The organism is Variovorax boronicumulans (assembly GCF_030812215.1).
In the GTDB taxonomy this organism is placed as follows: domain Bacteria; phylum Pseudomonadota; class Gammaproteobacteria; order Burkholderiales; family Burkholderiaceae_C; genus Variovorax; species Variovorax boronicumulans_C.
In genome coordinates this window covers 59,941-85,290 of the sequence record NZ_JAUSSG010000006.1, presented here as the reverse complement: position 1 = coordinate 85,290, position 25,350 = coordinate 59,941, and the positions used below count along the sequence as shown (strand labels likewise).

General features: G+C 66.3%; 21 protein-coding genes. 5 read left to right on the top strand and 16 right to left on the bottom strand.

The annotated features are described in order from the left end of the window. Positions 1-7 precede the first annotated feature (7 nt). Genes otnI through J2W23_RS17015 form a run of 3 tightly spaced genes read left to right on the top strand, consistent with a single transcriptional unit; the run spans position 8 to position 2,471 of the window. Positions 8-826: a 2-oxo-tetronate isomerase gene (otnI, locus tag J2W23_RS17025; RefSeq protein ID WP_176661277.1), complete on the top strand. Its 819-nt coding sequence runs from the start codon at positions 8-10 to the stop codon at positions 824-826. Further along, complete coding sequence (locus tag J2W23_RS17020) at positions 823-2,019, top strand: amidohydrolase family protein (protein WP_307649556.1); 1,197 nt, start codon at positions 823-825, stop codon at positions 2,017-2,019. Before otnI ends, J2W23_RS17020 begins: the two co-directional genes overlap by 4 nt. Continuing rightward, entirely contained in the window at positions 2,016-2,471 is a 456-nt protein-coding gene (locus J2W23_RS17015; protein ID WP_306881201.1) for a RidA family protein, read from the top strand. The genes J2W23_RS17020 and J2W23_RS17015 overlap by 4 nt, the downstream gene beginning before the upstream one ends. Before the next feature lie 115 nt (positions 2,472-2,586). On the opposite strand, the gene J2W23_RS17010 is transcribed toward J2W23_RS17015, so the two are convergent. The 12 genes from J2W23_RS17010 to J2W23_RS16955 form a co-directional block, all read right to left on the bottom strand. Further along, positions 2,587-3,237, bottom strand: coding sequence for a TetR family transcriptional regulator C-terminal domain-containing protein (locus tag J2W23_RS17010; protein WP_307649555.1), 651 nt, complete (start codon positions 3,235-3,237; stop codon positions 2,587-2,589). After that, positions 3,234-4,193, bottom strand: coding sequence for a PDR/VanB family oxidoreductase (locus J2W23_RS17005; protein ID WP_307649554.1), 960 nt, complete (start codon positions 4,191-4,193; stop codon positions 3,234-3,236). The genes J2W23_RS17010 and J2W23_RS17005 overlap by 4 nt, the downstream gene beginning before the upstream one ends. Before the next feature lie 24 nt (positions 4,194-4,217). After that, on the bottom strand, positions 4,218-4,808 hold the full coding sequence (locus tag J2W23_RS17000; protein ID WP_176661282.1) for an NAD(P)H-dependent oxidoreductase: 591 nt from the start codon (positions 4,806-4,808) through the stop codon (positions 4,218-4,220). 151 nt (positions 4,809-4,959) lie between these two features. Further along, the gene (locus J2W23_RS16995) at positions 4,960-5,988 is read right to left on the bottom strand and encodes an ABC transporter substrate-binding protein (RefSeq protein ID WP_176661283.1); all 1,029 of its coding nucleotides are present in this window, start codon (positions 5,986-5,988) and stop codon (positions 4,960-4,962) included. A gap of 56 nt (positions 5,989-6,044) precedes the next feature. Continuing rightward, positions 6,045-7,409: an FAD-binding oxidoreductase gene (locus tag J2W23_RS16990; protein WP_307649553.1), complete on the bottom strand. Its 1,365-nt coding sequence runs from the start codon at positions 7,407-7,409 to the stop codon at positions 6,045-6,047. 4 nt (positions 7,410-7,413) lie between these two features. Further along, positions 7,414-8,295, bottom strand: a complete 882-nt coding sequence (locus tag J2W23_RS16985; protein ID WP_307649552.1) for an ABC transporter permease — start codon at positions 8,293-8,295, stop codon at positions 7,414-7,416. Beyond that, positions 8,273-9,085 (bottom strand): ABC transporter ATP-binding protein, encoded by an 813-nt coding sequence (locus tag J2W23_RS16980; protein ID WP_176661286.1) that lies wholly within the window; start codon positions 9,083-9,085, stop codon positions 8,273-8,275. Before J2W23_RS16980 ends, J2W23_RS16985 begins: the two co-directional genes overlap by 23 nt. A 159-nt stretch (positions 9,086-9,244) precedes the next feature. Continuing rightward, positions 9,245-10,066 carry a creatininase family protein gene (locus J2W23_RS16975; protein ID WP_307649551.1) on the bottom strand — a complete coding sequence of 274 codons (822 nt, stop codon included), beginning with the start codon at positions 10,064-10,066 and terminating at the stop codon, positions 9,245-9,247. Positions 10,067-10,243: 177 nt separating this feature from the next. Next, entirely contained in the window at positions 10,244-11,407 is a 1,164-nt protein-coding gene (locus tag J2W23_RS16970) for an MFS transporter (RefSeq protein WP_307649550.1), read from the bottom strand. Then, the gene (locus J2W23_RS16965) at positions 11,404-13,029 is read right to left on the bottom strand and encodes an MFS transporter (protein WP_176661289.1); all 1,626 of its coding nucleotides are present in this window, start codon (positions 13,027-13,029) and stop codon (positions 11,404-11,406) included. Before J2W23_RS16965 ends, J2W23_RS16970 begins: the two co-directional genes overlap by 4 nt. Before the next feature lie 32 nt (positions 13,030-13,061). Further along, a complete protein-coding gene (locus J2W23_RS16960) occupies positions 13,062-13,832 on the bottom strand; it encodes an amino acid ABC transporter permease (protein WP_013544193.1) in 771 nt (256 codons plus the stop codon). A gap of 85 nt (positions 13,833-13,917) precedes the next feature. Further along, positions 13,918-14,694 (bottom strand): basic amino acid ABC transporter substrate-binding protein, encoded by a 777-nt coding sequence (locus J2W23_RS16955; RefSeq protein ID WP_176661290.1) that lies wholly within the window; start codon positions 14,692-14,694, stop codon positions 13,918-13,920. A gap of 242 nt (positions 14,695-14,936) precedes the next feature. Between J2W23_RS16955 and J2W23_RS16950 the strand changes: the two genes are divergently transcribed. Beyond that, positions 14,937-16,619 (top strand): M28 family metallopeptidase, encoded by a 1,683-nt coding sequence (locus tag J2W23_RS16950; protein ID WP_307649549.1) that lies wholly within the window; start codon positions 14,937-14,939, stop codon positions 16,617-16,619. Positions 16,620-16,683: 64 nt separating this feature from the next. Here J2W23_RS16950 and J2W23_RS16945 read toward each other — a convergent pair whose 3' ends face one another. The 4 genes from J2W23_RS16945 to J2W23_RS16930 all read right to left on the bottom strand — a co-directional run bounded on the left by J2W23_RS16945 (position 16,684) and on the right by J2W23_RS16930 (position 21,388). Continuing rightward, the gene (locus J2W23_RS16945) at positions 16,684-17,514 is read right to left on the bottom strand and encodes a hypothetical protein (protein WP_307649548.1); all 831 of its coding nucleotides are present in this window, start codon (positions 17,512-17,514) and stop codon (positions 16,684-16,686) included. A 62-nt stretch (positions 17,515-17,576) separates the two neighbouring features. After that, entirely contained in the window at positions 17,577-18,299 is a 723-nt protein-coding gene (locus J2W23_RS16940; RefSeq protein WP_307649547.1) for a hypothetical protein, read from the bottom strand. A gap of 8 nt (positions 18,300-18,307) precedes the next feature. Continuing rightward, on the bottom strand, positions 18,308-20,737 hold the full coding sequence (locus tag J2W23_RS16935; protein WP_307649546.1) for a hypothetical protein: 2,430 nt from the start codon (positions 20,735-20,737) through the stop codon (positions 18,308-18,310). Between the two features lie 174 nt (positions 20,738-20,911). Continuing rightward, positions 20,912-21,388, bottom strand: coding sequence for an Lrp/AsnC family transcriptional regulator (locus J2W23_RS16930; RefSeq protein WP_042577412.1), 477 nt, complete (start codon positions 21,386-21,388; stop codon positions 20,912-20,914). Between the two features lie 180 nt (positions 21,389-21,568). Between J2W23_RS16930 and J2W23_RS16925 the strand changes: the two genes are divergently transcribed. Beyond that, the gene (locus J2W23_RS16925) at positions 21,569-25,180 is read left to right on the top strand and encodes an indolepyruvate ferredoxin oxidoreductase family protein (protein WP_307649545.1); all 3,612 of its coding nucleotides are present in this window, start codon (positions 21,569-21,571) and stop codon (positions 25,178-25,180) included. Positions 25,181-25,350 lie beyond the last annotated feature (170 nt).

The following is a 25,350-nucleotide window of genomic DNA, read 5'->3' as shown; positions in this document are numbered from 1 at the left end:
AGAAACCATGCCCCAATTCGCAGCCAACCTCTCGATGCTCTATCCCGAGCTCGACTTCCTCGACCGCTTCGACGCCGCCGCCAAGGACGGCTTCAAGGCCGTCGAATACCTGTTCCCCTATGCCTTTGCCAAAGAAGAGATCGTCGCGCGCCTGAAGCACAACGGCCTGCAGCAGGTGCTCTTCAACGGCCCGCCTGGCAACTGGGACGGCGGCGAACGCGGCCTCGCATGCCTGCCCGGGCGCGACGCCGAATTCCGCGAAGGCATCGCGAAAGCCATCGACTACGCCGTGGCGCTCGATTGCCCGCGCATCCACGTCATGGCCGGCCTCGTACCGCAAGACCTCCAGCGCGATGCGGTGCGGCCCGTGTACCTCGACAACCTGCGCTTTGCCGCGGAAGAGGCCGCCAAGGCGGGCCGCGACGTGCTGATCGAGCCGATCAACACGCGCGACATCCCGGGCTTCTTCCTGAATCGGCAGGACGATGCACACGAGATCGTCGAGACCGTGGGCGCACCGAACCTCAAGGTGCAGATGGACCTGTATCACTGCCAGATCGTCGAAGGCGACGTGGCGATGAAGATCCGCAAGTACCTGCCGACCGGCCGCGTCGGCCACCTGCAGATCGCCGGCGTGCCCGAGCGCCACGAGCCCGACATCGGCGAGCAGAACTACGGCTACCTCTTCGACGTGATCGACGAGGTCTCGAAGCAAAGCGGCTGGCAGGGCTGGGTCGGCTGCGAGTACCGACCCAAGCGCGGCTCGGAGCCCGGCGGCACCTCCGCGGGACTGGGCTGGCTGCGCGCATTGCAGCAACGCGCATGAAGCTGGAGGCCCTGCGCATTCCGGCACCGCTGCGTGGCTTCGCGGCGGGCGAGGCGCAGGTCTTCGACGTCACGCTCGATGGCGACAAGGTCGCGACCATCGTGCCCAGCGCCTCGCAAACGCAGGCGCGCGGCACGCTGCTGAGCGCGCTGGTCGAGGCGCATGCGCACATCGACAAGAACTACACGGTGCAGGAAGTGGGCGCCGCGCAGGGCAACCTGTTCGCGGCCATCGAGCGCATGGAAAAGCACCGCGCCGGCTGGACCGGCGAGACGCTGCGCCTGCGCATGGAAAGGGCGTTGCACGATGCCTGGCAATCGGGCACGCGCGCGCTGCGTACGCACATCGATTGGGTGCAGCCCGAGCCGCCGGCCGCGCTGGCCGTGTTCGAGGCGCTGCGCGAAGAATGGCGCGGCCGCATCGCGCTGCAGTTCGTCTCGCTCACCCCGCTCGACGTGTTCGCGGACCTCGCAGCCGGCGAGCGCATCGCGCGCGAAGTGAAGCGCGCGGGCGGCGTGCTCGGCGCGTTCGTCTATCGCAACGAAGGCATCGTCCACAAGCTGGGCCGCGTGTTCGACCTGGCGCAGCAGCACGGCCTCGGCCTCGACTTCCATGTCGACGAAGGGCTCGACGCCGAAGCGACGGGCCTGCGCAGCATCGCCCAGCTGGTGCGTGCGCGCGACTTCAAGCTGGGCGTCGTCTGCGGCCACTGCTGCTCGCTCTCGATGCAGGACGACGCCGTCGCGAACGAAACGCTCGCGCTCTGCGCCGGTGCCGGAATCCACATCGTCGCGCTGCCGACCACCAACCTCTACCTGCAAGGCGCCTGGGACCGCACCCCGGTGCCGCGCGGCATCACGCGCATCCACGAAGCGGCGGCACGGGGCTTGCGTGCGAGCCTGGCCACGGACAACGTGCAGGACGCCTTCTATCCCTACGGCAGCTACGACCTCGTGGAGACCTTCGGCCTCGGCGTGCAGATGGCGCACCTCGCGCCCGCGAGCGACTGGCTCGATGCGATCACCGTCAGCCCCGCGAAGGCACTGGGCCTCGCGTGGGACGGCCGCATCGCACCGGGCTGCCCCGCGGACCTGGTGCTGCTCGCGGCCACCGGCGAGCACGAGCTCATCGGGCCGCGCGGGCGCGAACGCACTGTCATCCGTGCCGGTCGAATTCTGGAGAAATCACTATGAGCATGGGCAAGCCAATGGCCAACTACGCCGCCGCGAAACGCGTCGGCGATTTCGTCTTCATGAGCGGCGTGGTCGCGGTCGATCCGGCCAAGCGCCGCGCCGTTGCAGGCTACGACGACATTCCCGAAGAAGCCCGCACCGCATTGCAGGGCGTGGGCTACGCCACCGGCCAGATGTCGGTCGATGTGTTCGAGGCCGCCATCGTCGCGCAGAGCTGGTTCGTGCTGGAGCGCATCCGCCAGATTGCCGCCGAGCATGGCGGCACGATGGACGACGTGGTCAAGCTGGTGCAGTACTTCCGCCACCTGCCGCACTACGCGTTCTACAACCGCGTGCGCGGCCTCTTCTATCCGGGCGAGCCGCCGGTGAGCACAGTGGTCGAGGTGTCGCGCTTCCTGCCGGGCGATGAGGTGCTGGTCGAAGTCGAAGCCACCATGTACCTGCCGAAATAAGCTCGCCCCCAGGCTTCGCGCACTTCGTGTCGCTTCTCCTTCCCCTACCGGGGGCAACACCTGCAGTCCGGCAAAGCCGGTCCCGCGGTGTTTCGCGAAGAAGCCATAGCGGGACTTACTTGACGCCTGCACCCTTCAGCAGGAAATCCGTCACCTGCTCGATCAGGTAGCGCCGGTCCTTGTCGTCGCCGTCCTGCGCGACGTTGCGGAAGTAAGCGGCCTGCGTGGCGTGGTCCGCATAGAACTGCGTGACCGCCCAGATGTGGAACAGCACCAGCATCGGGTCGGCGGTGTCCATCAGGCCCTGGTTCATCCAGTTCTGGATGACCGCGGCGGCCTGGTCGGTGCGCGCCTTGCTCGTGTCCATCATGGTGTTGAGCACCGGCGCGCCGCGCATCATCTCGGCGGTGAAGATGCGCGAGCGCAGCGGGTGCTGGAACGAGAACACCATCTTGCGGTGGATCAGGTCGCTCAGCACCTTGCGCGGGCCGAAGGCCTCGTCGCTGAAGCCGAACACCACGATCCAGTCGTTCAGGATGTCCTGCAGCACCAGGCGGTAGAGCGCCTCCTTGCTGTCGATGTAGTAGTGCAGCTGCGCCTTCGAGAGCCCGGCCTTGTCGGCGATGGCCTGCGTCGTCGCACCGGCCAGGCCTTCGCTCGCAAACACCTCGATGGCGGCCTGGTAGATGACGCCCAGCACCTGCGTGTACTTGCGCGACCGGCCGCGCGTGGCCGGGGCTTCACTGTCGGCTTCCTCCACGCTCACAGCTGCAGCACCAGTTCGAGGCCCTTGGCGCGCGAGCAGCACAGCGCCACCTTGCTGCGCCGCTCGGTGCCCGTGAGGCAGAAGTCGCGGTGCTCGGCGCCTTCGCCGTCGCCCTCGACCACGCAGGTGCCGCACAGGCCCTGCTGGCACGACACGGGAATGTCGATACCCACTTCGTGCAGCGCATCGACGGCGGTCTGGTCCGCCGCGACCGGCACCGTGATGCCGCGCTGCGCGAGCTTCAGCGTGAAGGGCAGGCCGGTGGTGGTGTTGGCGTCGGTCGGTGCGGCGAAGTACTCGGTGTGCAATGCGTCTTCGGGCCAATGCGCGGCCGCCTCGCGCACCGCCTTCATGAAGCCGCCGGGGCCGCAGACGTAGAGGTGCGTGTCCGGCGCCCGGTCGGCCAGCAGCGCCTGCAGGTCGATGCGTTGCGATGCATCGCCCTGGTCCAGATGAAGACGCAGGTGCGGCGCCAGCGCGGGATCGCGCAGCGCCTCGGCGAACGCCAGGTGCGCTTCGCTGCGCGCGAACACGCACAGCGTGAACGACGCACCGCGCGCCGCGAGCGCCTGCGCCATCGCGAGCAGCGGCGTCATGCCGATGCCGCCGGCCATCAGCAGGTGATGCGCGGCTTCTTCGCGCAGCGGAAAGGTGTTGCGCGGCGTGCTGATCGCGATCAGGTCGCCCTCGCGCACGCGCTCGTGCATCGAGGCCGATCCGCCGCGGCTCGCCAGCTCGCGCTTCACGCCGATCACGTACGAAGGCGCGTTCGATGGCGCCCGCGCCAACGAGTACTGCCGCGAGAAGCCGCCCGGCATGTGCACGTCGATGTGCGCCCCGGCCTCGTACCCCGGCAGTGCGCGCCCCCACGGATGCGCCAGCTCGAAGGCTAGGATCTCCGGCGTCTCGCGCGAGATGCGTTCGACGCGGACGGTCAGCGTGCGTTCGAGGCTCATGGTGGTTGTCTTTCTCTCTGCTCTCTAGATGTTCTGCAGCTTGCGCGAAACGCGCTCGATGAAATGCGTGCGGTCGCGCTCGGTGACGGCGTTCATGTCGTGCAGCTGCAGCCACGTCACCTTGCAGCGCCACGCGAACAGCGCGCGCAGGCCCCGCGTGAACAGTCGTCTGCACGGGTCGCCGATCACCTTCAGGAACCAGCGCGGCGAGCCGCCCGTGGTCACCACCGTCAGCCGCCGGATGTGGCGCATGCCCGACTTCGTGAGCTGGCCCTTGCGCTCGGCCGGCAGGAAGGCCACGCCCGGCAGCCAGACCCGCTCCAGCCAGCCCTTGAGCATCGAGGGCGGCCCATAGAACCAGATGGGGAATACGAACACCAGGTGTTCGGCCCACAGCAGCGCTTCGACATGTGGCTTCACACGTTCGCGGATGAGGTCGGGGTTGTCGATGTAGGCAATGCGCTCTTCGCGGGTGAGCGTCGGATCGAAGCCCTCGGCGTAGAGGTCGATGGCGCGGACGGTGTGCCGGCGTTCGAGCGCTTCGAGAGCGGTGCGGTAGAGCGCGTGGTTGAAGCTGTCAGGGTTCGGATGGCAATGGACGACGAGCGTTTTCATGGTGGAGGGCCGGTTCGCCTGTCGGCGAGACGGGGTCAGAGCCCAAGGAACAAAAGGCCGCGCGGTGCCTTATGGCAACCCAGGCGCCGGCATCTGACCCCGGCGCAAGCCCCGCGCGACCCACGGGAAAAACTTTCGAAGACGATGTGGATTACTTGCCGGTGAGCTTCTTGCGAACGTCGACGCCGACGCCCTTGTTCACGAACTGCGTGGTCACGACCTTCGAGAGATCGACCTCGCCCGTCTTGTAGAGACCGGCCTTGACCATCTTGTCGTAGAAGTCCTTCACGCGGGCCTCGTCCATCGCGCCGATGCCCTTGGTGAGCGATTCGCCGCTGTCCACGATGCCCATCTTCTTCATGAGTTCGATGGAGCCCTGCGATGCGGCCACGGGCGAGTCGGGGTTGATCTTGGCGATCATCTCGTTGGCGGCCTTGTTGTCGCCGTAGAGGTAGTTGTTCCAGCCGATGATCGAGGCCTCGATGAACTTGCGCACCGTCTCGGGCTTGGTCTTGATGAGGTCGGCGCGCGTCTCGATGGTTGTCGAGTAGGTCGAGAAGCCGTTGTCGGCCAGCAGCTGCACCACCGGATCGAAGCCCGCTTGCGCCTTGATCGACAGCGGTTCGGAAATGGCGTAGCCCTGCTGGATCGACTTCTTGTCCGCCAGGAACGGGCCCACGTTGAAGGTGTAGGGCTTGAGCTGCGAATCCTTGAAGCCGTGCTCCGACTTCATCCACTGCCAGAAGCTGAACTGGCCGTCCTTGCCGATGAAGGCGACGGGCGCCTTGGTCATGTCCTTGAAGGTGTCGAAGCCCTGGCCCGGGTGCGCGAACATGGCCTGCGGGTCCTTCTGGAAGAAGGCCGCGACCACCACGGTGGGCACGCCGTTCTTCACGTTGTCGAAGGACTGCAGCAGGTTGCCGGTCATGAGGAAGTCGACCTTGCCGGCCGGCAGCATCGGCCGGTTGTTGACCATCGGGCCGCCCTGCTGGATGTCCACATCCAGGCCGTACTTCTTGTAGGTGCCGTCCACCAGCGCCTGGTAGAAGCCGCCGTGGCCGGCCTGCGCTTTCCAGTTGGTGGCGAACACCACTTTTTCCTGCGCCTGCGCGGCGAAGGCGGCGCCGGCGAGGGCCAGGCCGAAGGCAAGCGGGCGGAGATTGAAAGCGGGGATGCGCATGGGGACGTGCTCCTGTGGAGATTTTGAAAAGTACGGGATGCGGAGACTAAATCTTTTCAGCGTTCGACGGCCATCTCGGGCGTCCAGCCGCGCGTTTTCCCGGGGTTCATCAGGCCCATCGGGTCGCTGCGCTTCTTGAATTCGATCTGCTGCGTGTCGATGGTCTTCATGCCGCCGTCCTCGATGGTGACCACGTGCGGGTTGAAGATCTGGCAGCCGCCCTGCGATTCGATCTCGCGGATCACCTCGTACTGGTGGGCCTCGCCCTTCCAGCGCACGAGCAGGATGCCGAAGGTGCCGCACTCGCCGTTGGCACGCGCGAAGTCCTGGTGCTGCAGCACGTCGTCGCCGAAGATCTTCAGGTGGCGCTCGACCACCGACGGGTCGAACGGTTGTGCATACGCGACCTGCAGATACGTCCAGCCGCGGTCGGCCTTCAGCGCCTGCAGCGTCGTGTGGTTGAAGGCGCACTCGTACGCGGGCGGCAAGCCGTCGGCGAGCAGTTCGGCCTCGGTGCCCGCGACGGAAATCGTGCCGCCGTGCGCATCGGCGAGCGCGCGGAACTCGGCCATCGACTCCGGCGAGACCATGGTGAACACCGCGTGCCGGTCGCTCGGAAAGCGGTCGCGCATCGCCGTGTAGTACGGGGAGAAGCGCGCCTCCACCGTCGAGAGCAAAAAGATGTCGAGCGTCGGCGCCTGCGCCGCGATGCCGAAGTCGAGCGCACCGCGGTAGGTCTCGAACAGCACCGTGCAGTGCACCCATTCGACGGCCGGGCTCAGGGCCACCTCCACATCGAGGATCACGCCGTTGGTGCCATAGGCGTGGTGCACCTGCTGGATCTCGTCGCCGTGCAGTTCGATGATGCGCGGCTCATGCTCCACCGTCATCACGCGCGCGCGCAGCAGGTTGCCGGGGTCGCGCAGGATGCCGTGGCGGAACGACCCGATGCCACCGAAGCCGCCCGCGATGAAACCGCCGATGCTGGCCACATGCCAGGTCGAGGGCCACATGCGCAACGCCTGTCCGGTTTCGCGCGCGGCGAGGTCGATGTCGTGCATGCGCGCACCGGCTTCCACGCGCATGCGGCCATCCTGGATGTCGAGCACGCGGCACATCTGCGTCACGTCGAGCACGATGCCGCCTTCGAGCGGCACGCACTGGCCGTAGTTGCCGGTGCCGCCCGCGCGCACGGTGAGCGGCAGCTTCCACTTCGCGGCCACGGCCGCGGCCTGCCGCACGTCGTCCTCGGTGCTGACCTTGACCACGAGGTCGGCCACGCAGCCCGCGAGCTGCGCGGTGAGGATGGGGCTGTACCAGTAGAAGTCTTTCGACAGTTGCTTCCTCTGGCTCGGCGCGGTGACGAGGTTGAGTCCGCGCAGGTCTTCGCGCACGGCGTCCCAGTCGGTGACTGTGTGCATCGTCCTAGCGTTCACGGCGCATTTCGCTTTCGTGCCAGTGGCCGAGCACGAGGCGCGACAAGGCGGCGAACACGATGAAGATCACGATGCCGAGCAACGACACCAGCAGCAGCGCCGCGAACATCATCGGGATCTCGGTGCGGAAGCTCGATTCGAGAATGCGCGAGGCGAGGCCCGTTTCCTTGCCTGCCGTGCCGGCCGTGAACTCGGCGACCACCGCGCCGATCAGGCTCAGCCCGCCTGCGATCTTCAGGCCCGCCATGAAGTACGGCAGCGCGCTCGGCGCGAGCAGATAGCGGAAGGTCTGCCAGGGCGAGGCCTTGTAGAGCTGGAACAGGTCGCGCAGGTTGCTGTCGGCGCTCTTCAGGCCGATGACGGTGTTCGACAGGATCGGGAAGAACGCCACGATCCACGCGCACAGCAACAGCGCCGCGGTGGTGCTCGACACGTAGATCAGGATCAGCGGCGCGATCGCGATGATCGGCGTCACCTGCAGGATCACCGCGATGGGGAAGAGGCCGATCTCCACCCACTTGAAGAGCGCGAACGCAATGGCCAGCAGCACGCCGCCGACGATGGCCGCCAGCAGTGCGAGCAGCGTGAGCTTCACCGTGAACCACAGCGCGCTGGAGAGCGTGTCCCAGTTGTCGAACAGCGTCTTCAGGATCAGCGAGGGCGCGGGCAGGATGTAGTGCGGGATGTTGTTGGCGCGCACCGTCCATTCCCAGATGAGCAGCAGCAGCACCACGATGGCCGCGGGCACGACGATGCGCAGCAGCGATTCGCGACGGCGCAGCTTGTCTTCGTGCGCGCGCAGCGAGGCTTCCGAAGGTGCCGTGTCCACCTCCGCGAGGGCGACGGGTTCAGTGATCGATGTCGACGCCATGCAGGGCTCCGTGCAGGGATTGCGACACCGCCGTGCAGTGCGCGTTGTAGCGGCTCGAGGTGCGGAATTCCTCGCCGCGCGGATAGGGCTCGTCGATGCGGATCTCGTCGATCACGCGGCCCGGGCGCGCGGCCATCACCACGATGCGGTTCGACAAGTACACCGACTCGTACACGCTGTGCGTGACGAACACCACCGAGAAGCGGTGCTCGCGCCAGATGGCGAGCAGGTCGTTGTTGAGCTTGATGCGCGTCATTTCATCGAGCGCGGCAAAGGGCTCGTCCATCAGCAGGAGGCGCGGGTGCGTGACCAGCGCACGCGCGATGGACACGCGCATCTTCATGCCGCCCGAGAGCTCGCGCGGGTACACGTCGGCAAAGCGCGAGAGGCCGACCATCTCCAGCACCTGCTGCACCACCGGCGCCGCTGCATCGCGGCTCTGGCCGGCCAGCTTGAGCGGCAGCCACACGTTGTCGAACACCTTGGCCCAGGGCATGAGCGTGGGCTCCTGGAACACGAAGCCCAGGTCGCGGTCGTTCTTGCTGTCCTTGGCCGCGCCGGTGTTGGCGCCGGACCAGTGCATCTCGCCCGAGCTGAGGCGGGTGAGGCCGGCGATGAGCCTGAGCGCCGTGCTCTTGCCGCAGCCCGAGGGGCCGAGGAAGCTGATGAAGTCGTGCTCGCCGATGTCCAGCGTCATGCCCTGCAGCGCGAGCGTGCCGTTGGCGAATCGCTTGCTGACGTGGCGCAGGCTGACCAGCGGCGGCGTGGTGGATGGCGTGTGAATTTCCATGGGAGTTCGAATCCGAGCGTCAGTGAGGCACTGTGCTGCACGCGGACCGCAATGCAAAGCCAGGAACACCGCGGAACCGGCTTTGCCGGGCCGCCGGTGTTGCCCCCTGCAAGGGGGTTGGCGAAGCGACACGAAGTGCGCGAAGACTGGGGGTGAGCTTCATTTCCACGCGGGTTCGTTGGCGAGGCGCGACAGGGGGAAGCGGTCCACCTCGTGCAGCAATTCGACAAAACGACGGCCCACGTGGTCGAGCACCGCCGCGCCCTTCTCGGCCGTGGCGCGCGTGGCATCGCCGGCCGCGCCCGAGGGGTTGATGTCGTGGATCTGCCAGCCGAGCTTGCCGCTGGGCGTGATCGAGAGGAACCTGTTTTCTTCCGCCAGTTGCTCGGTCATCGAGCTGAAGTTCTGGAACTGGTCGCGGCGCACGTAGTCGGGCGTGAGGTGCAGCATCACCGAGCTTTCGAGATCGCCCGCATGGATGCCGTGCTTGCCTTCGTGCGCGGTGAACAGGCCCTCGGGCAGGCCCAGCGTGTACCAGTTGGCGGCGACGACCATCATGTCGTATTCCTCGCGCAAGTCGCGTGCCACGATGTCCATCACGCTCATCTGGCCGCCGTGGCTGTTGTAGAGCACGAGCTTGCGCACGCCGGCCTTGGCAACGCAGGCGCCGATGTCCTTCCACAGCGAGATCAGCGTGTTCGCCGACACGGTGAGCGTGCCCGGGTAGCGCGAATGCTCGTTGCTCTTGCCGTAGGGCACGGTGGGCAGAAAGAGCACCGGCAGGTCGTCGGGCAGGTGCGGGAGCGTGGCGCGCACCATGCCGTCGATGGTGGCGGTGTCGGTCGACATCGGCAGATGCGGACCGTGCTGCTCGGTGGCGCCCACCGGCAGCACGGCGATGAGCCGTTCGCGGTCGAGGCGGGAGAACTCTTCGCTGGTCAGGTCGGACCAGAAACGGCTGCGCAGGGGAGGCGGATTCATCGGGGTGGTCCTTGTGACGCGATGGCCGGATGATGACTTAAATCATCCAGTCGGTCAAAAAAAGTAGCTACGCAATTACCCGTACGCCTGGGCGTTCTTCCGAAAACGTCGACCAAACCCGATCGGCTGGTCAATGGCAGCGCTGTTGCCAGCGCAGCCGCACCCCGCCCGCCCTCTTCACGCCGCCGCGGTTCGCGCCTTCCGGCCCGGCCAGGGCAGCAGCAGACACGCGCCCAGCAGCGTGACCACGCCCGCGAGGCCGCAGAACACGGTCATCGAGAAGCGCGGGGCGACCGTGCCCAGCGCGAAGGAGACCGAGAAGATGCCCAGGTTCAGCAAGCTCGCGTGGTACGAGTTGATGGTGCCCCGGCAGCGCTCCGACAGGGCGCTCAGCCGCGCGTGGTGCAGGGGGCCGGCGCAGCCATAGCCGAAGGCCCACGGCAGGCCGAGCAGCGCCAGTTGCGTCATCGAGCCGACCGGCAGCATGAAGCCGAGCAGGCCCACGGCCGCGACCAGCGCCGCGCCCGGCAGTGCCGCTTCGCCGAATACGCGCTGCAGCTTGCCGCTCGCAAGGTTGCCCGCGATCACGGCCAGGCCGTAGAAGCCGGCCAGCAGGCCCGTGTCGGTGGGCGACAGCGAGAGCTTGCGCGACGCGACCTCCGCCACGACCGCCCCGAAGCCGGCGACCCAGCCCAGCCACAGGTAGCTGGCCGACAGCCGGCGGCGGGCGCCCGGCGTCTTCAGGGCTTCGCGGTGCGTGGCCAGGAAGTTCATGTGCGCGTGCGCGGCCGGCAGGCGGTCGGTGAAGTTGCGCGCCACCGCCAACGCGGCCAGCACGGCGAGGGCCGCCATCGCGTAGTAGGCCGAGCGCCATCCCCACGTGTCCGCCAGCCGCCCCGCCAGCACCGGCGTGAGAACGAAGGCCAGCATCAGCCCGATGAACACCTGGCCCAGGCGCCGGCCGATGTGTGCGGGTGGCGATTCGTCGGCCACCAGCGCCAGCGAGTTGGGTTGCACCACGGCCGCGCACACGCCCGCCAGCGCCGACAGCACGATGGCCGCCAGCAGGTGGGGCGCGCTCGGGATCGACGCGCTCAGCAGCGCGAAGCCCAGCAAGCCCGCCAGCAGCGGCCGCCTGCGCCCCCACCGGTCCGACAGCGGCCCCGCCACCAGCGCCACCGCGCCGTAGCTCAGGCCGTAGGCGGCGGGCAGGTAGGCGATGGCGCTGGAGCGCACGCCGAAGTCGGCGCTCATGGCGCCCATCATCGGCCCGGCGATCACTTCGGCGGCGCCGATGAGAAAGAGGCAACTGAAGAGCGTGGCGGTTTGCGAGCGCTTCATCGCCGCACGATGTAGCGCGTGACGACCGGCGAGGTTTCGCCGATGTGAAACGCCAGCCGCCGCTCCCGCAGCACCATGTCGCTGGCCGTCGCGCGGTTGAAACGGCGCAGGTGGTCGGTCCACGACTCGTCGACGATCTGCTCCACGTAGCGGCTGGGCTGCGCGATGTCGTGCAGCAGCTCCCAGCCGATGGCGCCCTGGCTCAGGCGCGCGCGGCGCGTCTGCTGCATGACGATGTGAAAGGCGGCGGCGCGCGCCGGCTCGATGAGGTATTCGACCGTGATCACCACGCGCCCTTCTTCCTGCGGCGCCTCGGCCGGCGGCCCCGCGGCCCAGCCGGCTTCGGCGGGGCTGGTGTCGTCCTCGCCGGTCACGTCGGTCACCCAGCGCAGGGCGACGAGCATCAGCAGCGTGCCGCTCACCGCGGCCACCGCCAGGCTCAGGTTCAGCGCCGTCATCGTCGCCACCTGGCCCCAGATGGCCGCACCGATCGCGCTCGCGCCCATGATGGCCATCTGGTACATCGACATGCCGCGTGCGCGCACCCAGTCCGGGAGCGCGAGCTGCGCCGACACCGACAGCGAATTGGCCACGGTGATCCACGCCATGCCGCCGAAGAACATCGCCGGCACCGCCACCCACGCGTTGGGCGCGAAGGCCATCACCGCCGTGGCGCCCGACTGCAGCAGCGTGCCGCGCAGCACCAGTTGGTCGCGCCCGAGCGCCTGGCGCAGCCGCGGCAGGAACAGCACCGCGATGATCGCGCCCATGCCCATCGCGGCCAGCAGCAGCGTGAAGGTGCCCGCATCGCCGCCTTTCAGGTTGCGCGCCAGCAGCGGCAGCAATGCGAGCAGCGCCGTCGAGTGAAAGAAGAAGATGGAGATGCGCGTCAACACCGCGCGCATGCGCTGCGACTGCCGCACGAACTGCACGCCCACGCGCATCGCGCTGATCAGCTTCTCGCGCCCCAGCGGATTGGGCGTGTGCTCGCGCCGCCAGCGCAGCACCACGAAGCCCGAGGCCACCGACAGCACCGCATTGAGCGCGAACACCCAGATCGTCCCCGCGCTCGCGATCAGCATGCCGGCCGTGAGCGGGCCGATGATGCGCGAGGCGTTCATCGCGATGCCGTTCAGGCCCAGCGCCGCCGGCAGCTGCGGACGCGGCACCAGCTCCGGCACGATGGCCGAGAACACCGGCCAGCGCAGCGCGAGGCCGATGCCGTTGGCGAAGGTGAGCGCAAGCAACAGCGGCGCGGTCATCAAATCGAGCGCCAGTGCCGCGCACAGCACGATGGCCGTGCCGGCCAGCCAGAACTGCGTGGCCACGAGCCAGCGCCGGCGGTCGAGGATGTCGGCCAGCGCGCCGCTCGGAAGGCCCAGCAGGAACACCGGCAAGGTGGAGGCCGACTGCACCAGCGCGACCCAGATCGGCGAGGAGGTGAGCGAGGTCATCATCCACGCCGCGGCCACATCGTTCATCCACATGCAGATGTTGGCGATGAGCCAGGTGCTCCACAGCATGCGGAACACGGGAAGCTTCAGGGGCTCGAGGGCCGCGAACTTCGAGGGTTGCGGCCGCGTGGGCGGCAGGGGTGTCTCTTCGGTCGTTATCGGTGGCATGTGGCGCTATTGTGGCGCGCTGTTTTCCGGATTCAACCGCGGTCGCTGCGTGCGAGGCGGTGTTCGAGCCTGCGCAGCATCGTGGTCAGCACCAGCGTCATCACCCAGTAGATGACCGAGATCGCGAGGTACGGCTCCCAGTAGCGCGCATAGGCGCCGGCCACGGTGCGCGCCGCATAGGCCAGCTCCGCGAGGCCGATGGCGGAGACCAGCGACGTATCTTTCAAGAGCGCGATCGCGTTGTTGCCCAGCGGCGGCAGCATGCGGCGGAAGGCCTGCGGCAGCACCACGTAGCGCATCACCTGCGCGGGCGAGAAGCCGATCGAGCGCCCCGCATCGAACTGCCCGCGCGAGATCGACTGGATGCCCGCGCGGAACACTTCCGAGATGTAGGCGGCCGAGTTGAGCGTGAGCGCCACCACGCCCGAGATGAGCGCGCCGTGCTCCTGCTTCAACGTGCGCGCGAGTTCGCCGTCGATGAGGATGCCGCTCGTCGGATGGATGAACACCGGCATCACCGCGAAGTGGATCAGCAGGATCTGCACGAACAGCGGCGTTCCCCGGAAGAAGCTCACGTACACCGTGGCCGGCCAGCGCAGGAAGAAGCGCGCGATCCAGGTCCAGGGTGCGTGGCGCGGCTGCGCGAGGCGCGCGAGCGCGAGGCACAGGCCCCAGCTCGAACCCAGCAGCACGCACACCACCGTCATGCGCAGCGTCATCCATGCGCCTTGCCAGAACAGGTCCTTGTATTCGACCAGGATGTCCCATCGGAACCATCCAAAGAGCAGGATCGGTTGTTCCATATTCATCGCCTTCGCGTCATCACTCTCAAAAAAACAAACGGCCGCTTCGAGGGCGGCCGTGATCGGGTCACAGGTGCCGTGCGGCTCAGCGCACGTTCGGGTCCTTGTTGAACCACTTCTTGTAGATGGTCACGTAGCTGCCGTCGGCGCGAATGGCCGCAAGGCCGGCGCTGAGCTTGTCGAGCAGCGCCTTGTCGCCCTTCTTCACGACGATGCCGAAGCCCTCTTCGGGGAACGACTTGTCGTCCAGCGTCTTCAGGTCGGGATGCTGCGCCGCGCGGTAGGCGATGACGCCGTTGTCGCCCATGGCGGCATCGACGCCGCCGCCGGCCAGCTCGGAAATGATGAGCGGCGTGCTCTCGAAGCGGCGGATGTTGGGGTTGGTCTTGCCGAATTCGCGCGAGGCGATGTCGTCGGCGGTGGAGGCGCTCACCACCGCGATCTTCTTGCCGGCCAGGTCCTTCAGCGATGCGACCGTGCTGTTCTTCGGCAGCGCGATCAGCTGGCGGGCCGCGAAGTAGGGCGGCGTGAAGTCGTAGCTTTGCTTGCGCTTGTCGTTGATGGTCACGCCCGAGATCACCAGGTCGACGTCGCCGTTGTTCAGCGCGCCGAAGATGCCGGTGAACGGCGTGTTGACGACCTTGATCTTCAGGCCCTGCTGCTTGGCGATGGCGTTGATGATGTCGATATCGAAGCCGACGATCTGCTTGTCCTTGTTCTCGAAGGCGAAGGGGGCGTAGGTGGCGCTGGAGGCGACGGTCAGCTCGCGGTTCTGGGCCTGGGCACCGAAGGCGAGCGTGACGGTTGCGAGGGCAACCAGGCCAGGAATCAAGGAAGCCAGGGCGCGGCGGATGGGGTTCATTCGAGGGTCCTCTGTGTCCGCGGGGCGCGGCGGTCTGCGTATGTGGTGGGCGAGGATTTTAGGCTGGCGCTATCGGGGCCCTTTCTAGCGCTGCGTAAAGCGGGATGTGAGTGCTTCGACTGAGTCCCCGCCGCACACGCGCCCGCGGGCTAACTAAGGTTCTCCGGGCGGGGCCGGGGGCATCGCCCGGCGGCCGTGGTGCGCTGTCTAGTATCCGGAGCTTCCCTTTTCAGGAGCTCTGCATGACCCGGCGACTCGGAACTGCCTTTCTTCTTTGCGGCATCGGCCTCGTCTGCAGCGCCGCGAGCGCGCTGGCCGCCGACGACCCGGCGCCGCGCTTCGATCCGCAGCGCCTGTCGCAGATCGTGAAGGCCATCTCCGGCGACGACTTCGAGGGCCGCGCGCCCGCCACGCCCGCGGAAGCGAAGACGGTCGACTACCTCGTCGCCCAGTTCAAGGCCGCGGGCCTCGTGCCCGGCGGCGACCTCGAAGGCGGCGGCAAGCGCGGCTGGACGCAGTCGGTGCCGCTGGTGAAGACCGAGTTCCGCGGCACGCCGCAGTTCGCGCTGCAGGTGGGCACGCAGCGCGACGCGCTGGTGCAGGGCGAGCAGATCGCGGTGCGCGCCGCGATGGACGGCTCGACCTCGGTGGCGATCCAGCAGGCGCCGCTGGTCTTCGTGGGCTACGGCGTGAGCGCGCCCGAGCGGCGCTGGGACGACTACAAGGGCGTCGACCTCAAGGGCAAGATCGCCGTCGTGCTGGTGAACGACCCCGACTTCGAAACTGGCAGCGGTGATTTCGGCGGCAAGGCCATGACCTATTACGGCCGCTGGACCTACAAGTTCGAGGAGGCCGCGCGCCGCGGTGCGCTGGGCGTGCTGATCGTGCACGAGACCGCGCCGGCCGCCTACGGCTGGGCCACGGTGAAGAACTCCAACACCGCGACCATGCTCGACATCGAGCGCGACCAGCCCGCCGCCGTGCATCCGAAGCTGGAAGCCTGGATCCAGCGCGACGTGGCGGTCGAGCTGCTGCGTCGCGCGGGACTGGACTTCGAGGCGCAGAAGAAGCTCGCGCAGACCCGCGAGTTCCAGCCCCAGGTGCTGAAGGACGCGAGCTTCTCGGCCGAGTACGCGATCGACCGGCAGGTGATCGTCTCGAAGAACGTGGTCGGCCGCGTCGAAGGCCGCCAGCGCCCCGGCGAAACGGTGATCTACAGCGCGCACTGGGACCACCTGGGCGTCGGCGCGCCCGACGCGAAAGGCGACAGGATCTACAACGGCGCGGTCGACAACGGCACCGGCCTCGCGGCGTTGATCGAGATGGGCCGTGCCTTCGCCAGCGCGCCGAAGAAGCCCGAGCGCTCCGTCGTCTTCCTGGCCGTGACCGCCGAGGAGCGCGGCCTGCTGGGCTCCGAGTTCTATGGCGCGAAGCCGCTGTATCCGCTGGCCAAGACCGTGGCGGTGATCAACATGGACGCGTTGAGCCCCGAAGGCCCGGCACGCAACTTCAGCACCTCGGGCAGCGCGGTTTCGCAACTGCAGGATCTGCTGGTCGAACAGGCCAAGGGCTTCGGCCTCGCCTACGCGCCGGACCCGCACCCCGAGGCCGGCTACTTCTTCCGCTCCGACCATTTCTCCTTTGCCAAGCGCGGCGTGCCGGCGCTCTCGTTCGCCTCGGGCAACGACTGGGTCGAGGGCGGCCTCGCGGCTGGCGAAGCGTCCGCCAAGGCCTACACCGCCGAGCGGTATCACCAGCCGGCCGACGAATGGAAGGCCGGCTGGTCCTTCACCGGCATGGCGCACGACCTGCCGCTGCTCTATCGCGTGGGCGAGACGCTGGCGAACAGCAAGCGCTGGCCCGAATGGGGACAGGGGTCGGAGTTCCGCGCCACGCGCGAGGCGAGCCGCGCCGAGCGGCGCTGATTCGCTGATCTGTTGATCTGTTGATCGACAGACGGCGCGCTCGCCTTCTTTCTTTTTCTTCTCTTCAGCGGCCGAAGAGGAAGTAGAGCGCGATCAGCGCGACCACGACGGCGCCGATCAACTTGCTCTTCCAGCGGCTCGGGGCAGGCCCTGGCGCTGACGACGAGGTCCAGCTGAACGTTCGCGTCTGCGAGGCGGAAGACGGCGGCAACGCGAAAGGCACGGACGGCAAGGAAGACGTCGACGAAGACGACGAGGTGGTGAAGTTGAGCGAATCGATGGAGAACGTCGTCGTGGTCTTCGTCGTTCGCATCTCCGTCCGCGCGCCCGACACGCGGGCAATCGCGTCCGCGACGATGTCCTCATGCGCCGTGCGGCCGGCGAGCGCCTTCAATTCGTCCTCGCTCAGCGCACCCGAGCGGAGCACCGTCCAGGCGAGCGTGGCGGGCAGCGAGTCGGGCGCGGCCCAGGCTTCCTCGTGGGTCGGCAGCATCGAGAGGCTGTGCGCGTGCTGCGCCGCGTCGATCAACTGCAGGGCCTGCAACTGATCGAGCGCGTTCGCGCTGACGCCGTCGTGCACGCGCCGGTCCAGCAGACGCATGTGCAGCAGCGCCCAGGGCGGCAGCGGCAATTCGCCGCTGATGAGGTCGGTGGCTTCGGAGACGATGGCCTGGGCTTCGTTCTCCTGGCCCGCGGCGGCGTGAGCCGGCAGGTCGGCGAGCTGCGCTTGCGGAATGATTTCGCGGGCGACGACCCAGGCGAGGGCTTCGGCTGGCGTGCGAAACAGGGCGTTGGGCAGTTCAGGATCGTTGACGGCGGCCGCGTGAGCGGCGTCGGTGAGCAGGCGGACTTGCTGCAGATGGTCCAGTGCGCGGCGGTGGGGTTCGAGATTCATGCGGCTCCCTCTTCCTTCTTGTGTCGGTGAGGGGGTGGATGCTCGCACACCGCGAAAAGAGATCAGCCGAACATGTCCTTGCACCGAACGCCTTTTCGGATCAGGTCGTCGATTTCCTTTGCGGAAATTTGCTTTCGCGTTTCAACGTTCCAAATGCCCATGTAGAAATCTTCCGCGCTGCATGACGTTCCAAGGGGCACGATGTATTTTCCATCCTTGGAAATTATGTGGACCTTCTCCGGGATTTTCGTTGTGTCAATAAGATTGGGGCCGCCGATGAGGTCCACTTTCTTCATTGTCAATCGCTCGGAATCTCGTCTTTTGACACTGAAAGGGAAGCGTATTTCCTTTGACGTTTTCAAGCTTTTGACTGCGACATATGTTCGAGAGTGCAATGCGCTACCGCCGATGCTGTACATATCTTCTTGATAAGTCAGATAAATTTTCCCTGCTTCGCTGATGTCCAGGATGTTGTCGCCAGCTGGCTCGCGCGTGATTTCAATTTTGGCATTCTTGTTGCATCGGTCGTACGCATCCGATAGCTTGATGAATCCTAGAAAAAGAGATGCTTTCAGCTGCTCGTCAAAATAATTGAAAAGCAAAAAACGACGATCGCCTGAATATCGAAAACTCTCGAATGGCGTTTTGCTTGTGCAGTTCAGGGACTGGTCTCCTTTTTTGAGAATCAAGCTTTGATTGCTGGTTTTTAATGCCGAGATTTCTTGTGAAAGGCATATTGAAAATGCCGGGAAAATCAGGATGGAGAGAGCGATTTTTTTAATCATCTTGGCTTTCAGTCGTCGAGAAGGATTTTCTTGGCAGCCCTGGTGTTTTCCAAACGCTTGTCCCAGCCTATTTCGCCGCCGTTGATGGCGCGCGTGACCGCCTTGGATGTCCGGGTCTCCTGAGACTGCTCGTGAACGCCGATAGCCAGATGATCCAGATCGCTGTCGATTTCTCGAATAACGTCGGAACGCTGAAAAACCATGTACCAGCCTCCGGCATCCATGCAGTTATAGGGCTGGGTGCCAACGATTTCAGGGTTATCGACAATTCCCGGAATTTTGCGCATCCCCCTGGCATTTTTAGCCGTGTACTGTGGGTCGCTCCACCAATGTTTGTCAAAACTGGAAATGGCCAGCCATCCTCGATAGACCCAGTACTGGACATAGTTGTCTCTGCCAGTCAATTGCTTGAAGCCTCTGCCGCGAAATTTTTGCGCATCCGGATCTCCGAGATTTCCCATCCGCCAGTTGTAGGAGCTGGAAATCAACCCGCCTTTGCTGTTGTATTTTTTTGACCCGTACCAATCGACCCGTTCATTCGGATTCGAGCCCCACCAATGTCCAAATCGGCTTTCGTCAACTGCCGATTGCCGGTCGATGCCAGAATTTCCATGCACTTCGCCGTTGATTGCGGCGCCGGTCATGGCCGTCTCTTGCATGGTTCGTAGAAAATTCGATTCGGTTGCACCTTGGCCAATAATATGGGGCAGCCTTTTTTGAGTATTCAGAAGATATTTTTGTGTCATGCGATTGAAGGCCAATTGATATTTTTCTATCGCGGGAAATACCGGGGGCTCATCAGATGGGCGTTCATAGATTTGCCTCATCTCCTCGCGACTCAACCACCCGCATTTCCTCATATGCCCCACGAATTCCCTTGGATGAAACCGCCAGTCCGCCTTCAGAAACGCCTCCGGTAAATCCAAAAACGTCACCGCCTTCGCATGCTTCACAAACCGCGCCCACTTCTGCGCCCCCGTCGCGTCGTCGTCCGTCGGCTTGAAATCCTCGGTCTCCAGCCAGCCGTAGCGTGACTCGACATCCTTCTGGTCCCACTCGCTCGGAAACCTGCAGATCGCCCGGCGCAGCTTGTGGCGCACCTCGGGTTCTCCCAATCGCCGCGCCAACTGCGCCCGCTCCATGCGCCGGTCGTTGGTCCGGTCCGGATCGCGGATCAGCGTCTTCATGCGCAGCGAATCGCAGCGCTGGTCGGTCGGGGTCGGGTCGTCGTCGAAGCAGTTCCAGCCCGCGATCGCCAGGAAATCGGCGTCGCTGAACTTGAAGGTGCCGGGTGCATTGAGGTCGACCCAGAGCCCGCCGTCCGGCGTGACGACCTTGCGCCAGTGGGCGGCGTTGGCCGGCAATGCGTCGGGCCCGAGGTTGCGGCCGAAGCGCAGCAGCTCGTACCAGCCGCTCGGGCTGCTCACGGCTTGCGTGGCGGCATCGAGCGCGCCGTGGCGGTCGTTGGCGACGGCGGACAGGTCGTACTCGAAGCTCTGGGAGGCGCCCGGGCGCGCTGCGGCAACGGCGATGTAGTCGTACCGGCTGTCGTTGCGAGGCTGGCCGATCGGCACGCCCAGCCTGTCGCAGCTGGCGAGGATCGCGCTGCCGTGCGCATAGGTGATCTGCACCCACTGCGCGGCGCGCAAGGTGTCGGGCAGGAAGAAATCGGTGGCGGCACTCGCTGCGCCGCCGGTGTGGACGGCCGAACGCAGGTGGCTGGTCGGCTGGCTCGCGCGCGTCGGCGTGCCCGCGGGCAGATAGATGTAGAGGCTTCCGAAGACGGCGTCGGTGCGGCCGTTGGCCGTCGGTGGCTGGGGCGCCAGCGGGTCGGCCCAGTCGCGCTTGCGGGTGGTGAGCTTCTCGAGGTTCGCCTCGTCGCAGCAGATCTCGAAATGGATCTGTCCGTCGTGGCCGTAGATCTGTCCCGGGGTGCCCAGCGCATCCTTGCGGTGGACGGCATCCCCGGCCTTCAGCGGCTGGCGCGTCCTTGCGTGGTTGGCGAGGCTCCCCAGGTGCATGTATGCGCTGAAGTAGACGAACTCGGTCGCCACCGCGCCCGCCGCCCCGATCTCGCCCTTGTGCTCGATGACGACGAAGCCATCGCTGGTCCACGCGGGGCTGGGCGTGCCGGTGTTGAACGGGTTGTAGTTGAGCGCGTGGTGGACGTCGTTGTTGGGCACGGTCGGCGGATGCACGAAGACGACGGTTCCGTCGGCGACGGCGCGCACCGGCAGGTACGCGCCCGCGGCCTGCGGCGCCTGGATGTGGATGCCGTTGTGCCAGGCCAGCCGCAGGCTGAGGGGAAACGAGCCTTCGGCGGCGTTGGTGCTGGAGAGCCGGGAGGTCGGCTGCGCCATGGCGGTGTCGAGCCAGGCGGCTTCGGATTGCGAGGTCCGGGCAGGCAGAAAGGGTGGGCTGAGGATCATGCGAACCATGAAGAAGAAAGTGGAAGACCGGGCCTGTCCCGGTCTGGCGTCCACAGTCTTGTCGGCTCACCGATTTCGCAATGCCAACAATGGTCACCCCTGCATGCGGGGCTCGCACAAAACCCGCGCGAAGCGGGCAAAAGTCATTGGCCGGATCGATCGGACCCGGGCAGCGCCGCGCCGCTATTTCGCCAGATGCCCCAGCGGCAGCGCACTGCTCGCCTTCACCTCACCGAGCGAGAAGCTCGTGTGCAGGTCCTTCACGTTCGGCAGGTTCATCAAATGCTGCCGCGCGAAGGCCGAGAAACCGTTCAGGTCCTGCGCCACCACCTGCAGCTCGAAGGTGCCGGTGCCGCTGATGTAGTGGCAGGCCACCACCTCGGGCATCTTGCGGATCGCGTCTTCGAGCTTGCGGGTGGCCTCGTTGGTGACGCGCTCGGTGTCCACGCGCACGAAAGCGAGCACGCCGAGCCCTATCTTGTGGCGGTCGATCTCGGCGCGGTAGCCCTTGATGAAGCCGGCTTCCTCCAGCGCGCGCACCCGGCGCCAGCAGGGCGCGGCCGAGAGGCCGACGCGCTGCGCAAGCTCGGCGTTCGTGAGGCGGCCATCGGCCTGCAGTTCTTGCAGGATTGCGAGGTCGAACTTGTCAATGCTTTCCATGGATGCCGATGTTAAGCAAGATTCTTTCTGGAAGCGCGTTTTTCGAGGCAAAGAACGCAAACACCTGTCGCGAACCCCGGCATACACTTTGCGTGATCATGGGCTTGCGCCCTACCGGGCACAGACCCACAGCCAATCCAGCCAGGCCCACAAGGCCCTGCCAATACGGAGACAGACAACATGAACGCCCCGCTGCCCGAGCACATTCGCCGCGCGCTAGAGACCGTCACGCTCGACGACAAATACAGCCTCGATTACGGCCGCGCTTTCATGAGCGGTGTGCAGGCCCTGGTGAAGCTGCCCATGCTTCAGCAGCTGCGCGACAAGCAGGCCGGCAAGAACACCGCCGGCTTCATCAGCGGCTACCGCGGCTCCCCGCTCGGCGGCTACGACCAGGCGCTGTGGAAGGCCAGCAAGTTCCTGAAGGAACAGAACATCGTCTTCCAGCCGGGCGTGAACGAAGAGCTCGCGGCCACCGCGCTCTGGGGCACCCAGCAACTGGGCTTCTCCCCTGCCGGCACCAACAAGTTCGACGGCGTCTTCGGCATCTGGTACGGCAAGGGCCCGGGCGTGGACCGCTGTTCGGACGTCTTCAAGCACGCCAACATGGCGGGCACCACCGAATTCGGCGGCGTGATCGCGGTGGCGGGCGACGACCACATCTCCAAGAGCTCCACCGCCGCGCACCAGAGCGACCACATCTTCAAGGCCTGCGGCACGCCGGTGTTCTTTCCGACGAGCGTGCAGGAAATTCTGGACCTGGGCATCCACGCCTTCGCCATGAGCCGTTTTTCGGGCGTGTGGTCGGGCATGAAGACGATCCAGGAGATCGTCGAGTCGAGCGCCACGGCCATGATCGACCCCGAGCGCGTCGAGATCGTCATTCCCACCGACTTCGAAATGCCGCCCGGCGGCCTGCACATCCGCTGGCCCGACCATGCGCTGGAGCAGGAAGCCCGGCTCATGCACTACAAGTGGTACGCCGCGCTCGCCTACATCCGCGCCAACCGGCTGAACCACAACGTCATTCAGGGTCCGAATGACCGCTTCGGCATCATGGCCAGCGGCAAGGCCTTCAACGACACGCGCCAGGCGCTGCTGGACCTGGGGCTCGACGACGCGGCCTGCCGGCAACTGGGCATCCGCCTGCACAAGGTGGCCGTGGTGTGGCCGCTGGAAGCCCAGCTCACGCGCGAATTCGCCACCGGCCTGCAGGAGATCCTGGTGGTCGAGGAGAAGCGCCAGGTCATCGAATACCAGCTCAAGGAAGAGCTCTACAACTGGCGCCCCGACGTGCGCCCCAACGTGGTCGGCAAGTTCGACGAAGGCGAAGTGCACGCGGCCGAGGGCTACTCGGGCGGCGAGTGGTCGATGCCCAACCCGACCTCGCACACGCTGCTGCGCGCCAATGCCGACCTGAACCCCGCACTGATCGCCAAGGCGATCGCCGGACGCCTGAAGAAGACGGGCCTCCTGGCCGCGGCCGGCGCCGACATGACCGCGCGCATCGACGCGCAGCTCGCCATCCTCGAAGCCAAGGAGCGCTCGATGGTGGTGCAGCAGGCCTCCACCAGCGTGGCCGACGCCACGCGCCAGCCGTGGTTCTGCTCGGGTTGCCCGCACAACACCAGCACCGTGGTGCCCGAAGGATCGCGCGCGATGGGCGGCATCGGCTGCCACTTCATGGCGACCTGGATGGACCGCTCCACCATCGGCTTCACGCAGATGGGCGGCGAGGGCGTGCCGTGGGTGGGCCAGCAGCCCTTCACGACCGACCAGCACATCTTCGCGAACCTGGGCGACGGCACCTACTTCCACAGCGGCCTGCTCGCCATTCGCCAGAGCATCGCGGCCGGCGTGAACATCACCTACAAGATCCTCTACAACGACGCGGTCGCGATGACCGGCGGCCAGCAGGTCGGCGAGCGTCCCGAAGGGCACTCGGTGCTGCAGATCGCGGAGAGCCTGCATGCCGAGGGCACGAAGAAGGTCGTGATCGTCACCGACGAACCCGAGAAGTACGAAGGGGTGCACGTCCCCGGCGACCACGTGCAGGTCAAGCACCGCGACCTGTTGGACGACGTGCAGCGCGAGTTCCGCAAGATCGCCGGCACCACGGCCATCATCTATGACCAGACCTGCGCGACCGAGAAGCGCCGCCGCCGCAAGCGCGGCACGGCCGTCGATCCGGCCAAGCGCGTGGTCATCAACGAGCTGGTCTGCGAAGGCTGCGGCGACTGCAGCGTGCAGAGCAATTGCCTCTCGGTGGAGCCGCTGGAAACCGAATTCGGCCGCAAGCGCACCATCAACCAGAGCAGCTGCAACAAGGACATGAGCTGCCTGAAGGGCTTCTGCCCGAGTTTCGTGACCGTCGAGGGCGGCCAGCTCAAGAAGAAGAGCAAGAGCAAGGGCGCCACGCCGGCCGAATTCGGCCTCCTGCCCGAGCCCGCGATTCCGTCGCTGGCGGGCGGCAAGGTCTGGGGCGTGGTGGTGGCGGGCGTCGGCGGCACCGGCGTCATCACCATCGGCCAGCTGCTGGGCATGGCCGCGCACATCGAGGCCAAGGGCATCGTCACGCAGGATGCGGCGGGCCTGGCGCAAAAGGGCGGCGCCACCTGGAGCCACGTGCTCATCGGCGACACGCAGGACGACATTCGCACCACGCGCGTGGGCACCGCGGCGGCCGACCTGATACTGGCCTGCGATCCGCTGGTCACGGTCAACGGCGAGACGATGGCGCGCATGCGCGAAGGGCGCACGCACGTGGCGCTCAACAGCCACAGCTCGCCGACGGCCGCCTTCGTGCGCAACGCCAACTGGCAGAACCCCGAAGACGCCTGTGCCGCCGAGATCGCGCGCGCCGTGGGCATCGACGGCATCGGCACCTTCGACGCCGATGCGGCCGCCACCACGCTGATGGGCGACAGCATCTACGTCAACCCGATGATCCTGGGCTACGCCTGGCAAAAGGGCTGGATCCCGCTGGCGCACGAGTCGCTGATGCGCGCCATCGAACTGAATGCTGTCGCCATCGAGAACAACAAGACCGCCTTCGAATGGGGCCGCCAGGCCGCCGTTCGTCCCGAGGAGCTGCAAAAGCGCGTGCGCCCGGGTCAGGTCATCGAGTTCAAGAAGCGCGAGACCGTCGAGAACCTGGTGGCGCGCCGCGCCGAGTTCCTGACCGGCTACCAGAACGCCGCCTACGCCGAGGAATACAGGCAGTTCGTCGCCAAGGTGCAGCAGTCGGAATCGTCGCTGCTGGGCAAGACCGCGCTCACCGAGACGGTGGCGCGCTACCTGTTCAAGCTGATGGCGTACAAGGACGAGTACGAAGTCGCGCGCCTGCACACCGACCGCACTTTCCTCGACCGCGTCGAAGGCATGTTCGAGGGCGACTACAAGCTCAACTACCACCTCGCCCCGCCGATCATTGCCAAGAAGAACGCCAAGGGCCAGCTGCAGAAGCAGAAGTTCGGGCCCTGGATGCTCACGGGCTTTCGCTTCCTCGCGAAGTTGAAGGGCCTGCGCGGCACGGCGCTCGACATCTTCGGCCGCACCGAAGAACGCAAGACCGAGCGCGCGCTGATCGCCGAATACCGCGCGAGCATCGACGAGGTGATCGGCGCCCTGCGCGCCGACAACCACGCGCTGGCGCTGGAAATCGCGAGCCTGCCGGAGCAGATCCGCGGCTACGGCCATGTGAAGGAGCGCAATCTGGTGGCGGCCCGCACCCGCTGGAGCGAGCTGATGGCCAAGTGGCGCAACCCGCAAGGGCAGCGCGCGGCGGCCTGATTTTCGGCCGTTCCAGTCTTCGAAGAGCGCCCGCCGGGCGCTTTTTGCTATTCAAAACGTAGCAAGGAACGGCCGGACCGGATACCCTGAAAGCCCTCCCCGCCGCGCCGGATAAGCCGCTGGAAGGGCGCCTTGCCCCGAATACAATGCCCGGTGCTGTGCGGTGGCCA

Coding starts and splice junctions, on each gene's coding strand:
- J2W23_RS16935 (WP_307649546.1), bottom strand. CDS start 20,737: ATGGTTCGCATGATCCTCAGCCCACCCTTTCTGCCTGCCCGGACCTCG.
- J2W23_RS16965 (WP_176661289.1), bottom strand. CDS start 13,029: ATGCCACCGATAACGACCGAAGAGACACCCCTGCCGCCCACGCGGCCG.
- J2W23_RS16985 (WP_307649552.1), bottom strand. CDS start 8,295: ATGGCGTCGACATCGATCACTGAACCCGTCGCCCTCGCGGAGGTGGAC.
- J2W23_RS16975 (WP_307649551.1), bottom strand. CDS start 10,066: ATGAATCCGCCTCCCCTGCGCAGCCGTTTCTGGTCCGACCTGACCAGC.
- J2W23_RS17015 (WP_306881201.1), top strand. CDS start 2,016: ATGAGCATGGGCAAGCCAATGGCCAACTACGCCGCCGCGAAACGCGTC.
- J2W23_RS16940 (WP_307649547.1), bottom strand. CDS start 18,299: ATGATTAAAAAAATCGCTCTCTCCATCCTGATTTTCCCGGCATTTTCA.
- J2W23_RS16945 (WP_307649548.1), bottom strand. CDS start 17,514: ATGAATCTCGAACCCCACCGCCGCGCACTGGACCATCTGCAGCAAGTC.
- J2W23_RS16955 (WP_176661290.1), bottom strand. CDS start 14,694: ATGAACCCCATCCGCCGCGCCCTGGCTTCCTTGATTCCTGGCCTGGTT.
- J2W23_RS17020 (WP_307649556.1), top strand. CDS start 823: ATGAAGCTGGAGGCCCTGCGCATTCCGGCACCGCTGCGTGGCTTCGCG.
- J2W23_RS17005 (WP_307649554.1), bottom strand. CDS start 4,193: ATGAGCCTCGAACGCACGCTGACCGTCCGCGTCGAACGCATCTCGCGC.
- J2W23_RS16925 (WP_307649545.1), top strand. CDS start 21,569: ATGAACGCCCCGCTGCCCGAGCACATTCGCCGCGCGCTAGAGACCGTC.
- J2W23_RS16990 (WP_307649553.1), bottom strand. CDS start 7,409: ATGCACACAGTCACCGACTGGGACGCCGTGCGCGAAGACCTGCGCGGA.
- J2W23_RS16970 (WP_307649550.1), bottom strand. CDS start 11,407: ATGAAGCGCTCGCAAACCGCCACGCTCTTCAGTTGCCTCTTTCTCATC.
- J2W23_RS16930 (WP_042577412.1), bottom strand. CDS start 21,388: ATGGAAAGCATTGACAAGTTCGACCTCGCAATCCTGCAAGAACTGCAG.
- J2W23_RS16950 (WP_307649549.1), top strand. CDS start 14,937: ATGACCCGGCGACTCGGAACTGCCTTTCTTCTTTGCGGCATCGGCCTC.
- J2W23_RS16995 (WP_176661283.1), bottom strand. CDS start 5,988: ATGCGCATCCCCGCTTTCAATCTCCGCCCGCTTGCCTTCGGCCTGGCC.
- J2W23_RS17000 (WP_176661282.1), bottom strand. CDS start 4,808: ATGAAAACGCTCGTCGTCCATTGCCATCCGAACCCTGACAGCTTCAAC.
- J2W23_RS16980 (WP_176661286.1), bottom strand. CDS start 9,085: ATGGAAATTCACACGCCATCCACCACGCCGCCGCTGGTCAGCCTGCGC.
- J2W23_RS16960 (WP_013544193.1), bottom strand. CDS start 13,832: ATGGAACAACCGATCCTGCTCTTTGGATGGTTCCGATGGGACATCCTG.
- otnI (WP_176661277.1), top strand. CDS start 8: ATGCCCCAATTCGCAGCCAACCTCTCGATGCTCTATCCCGAGCTCGAC.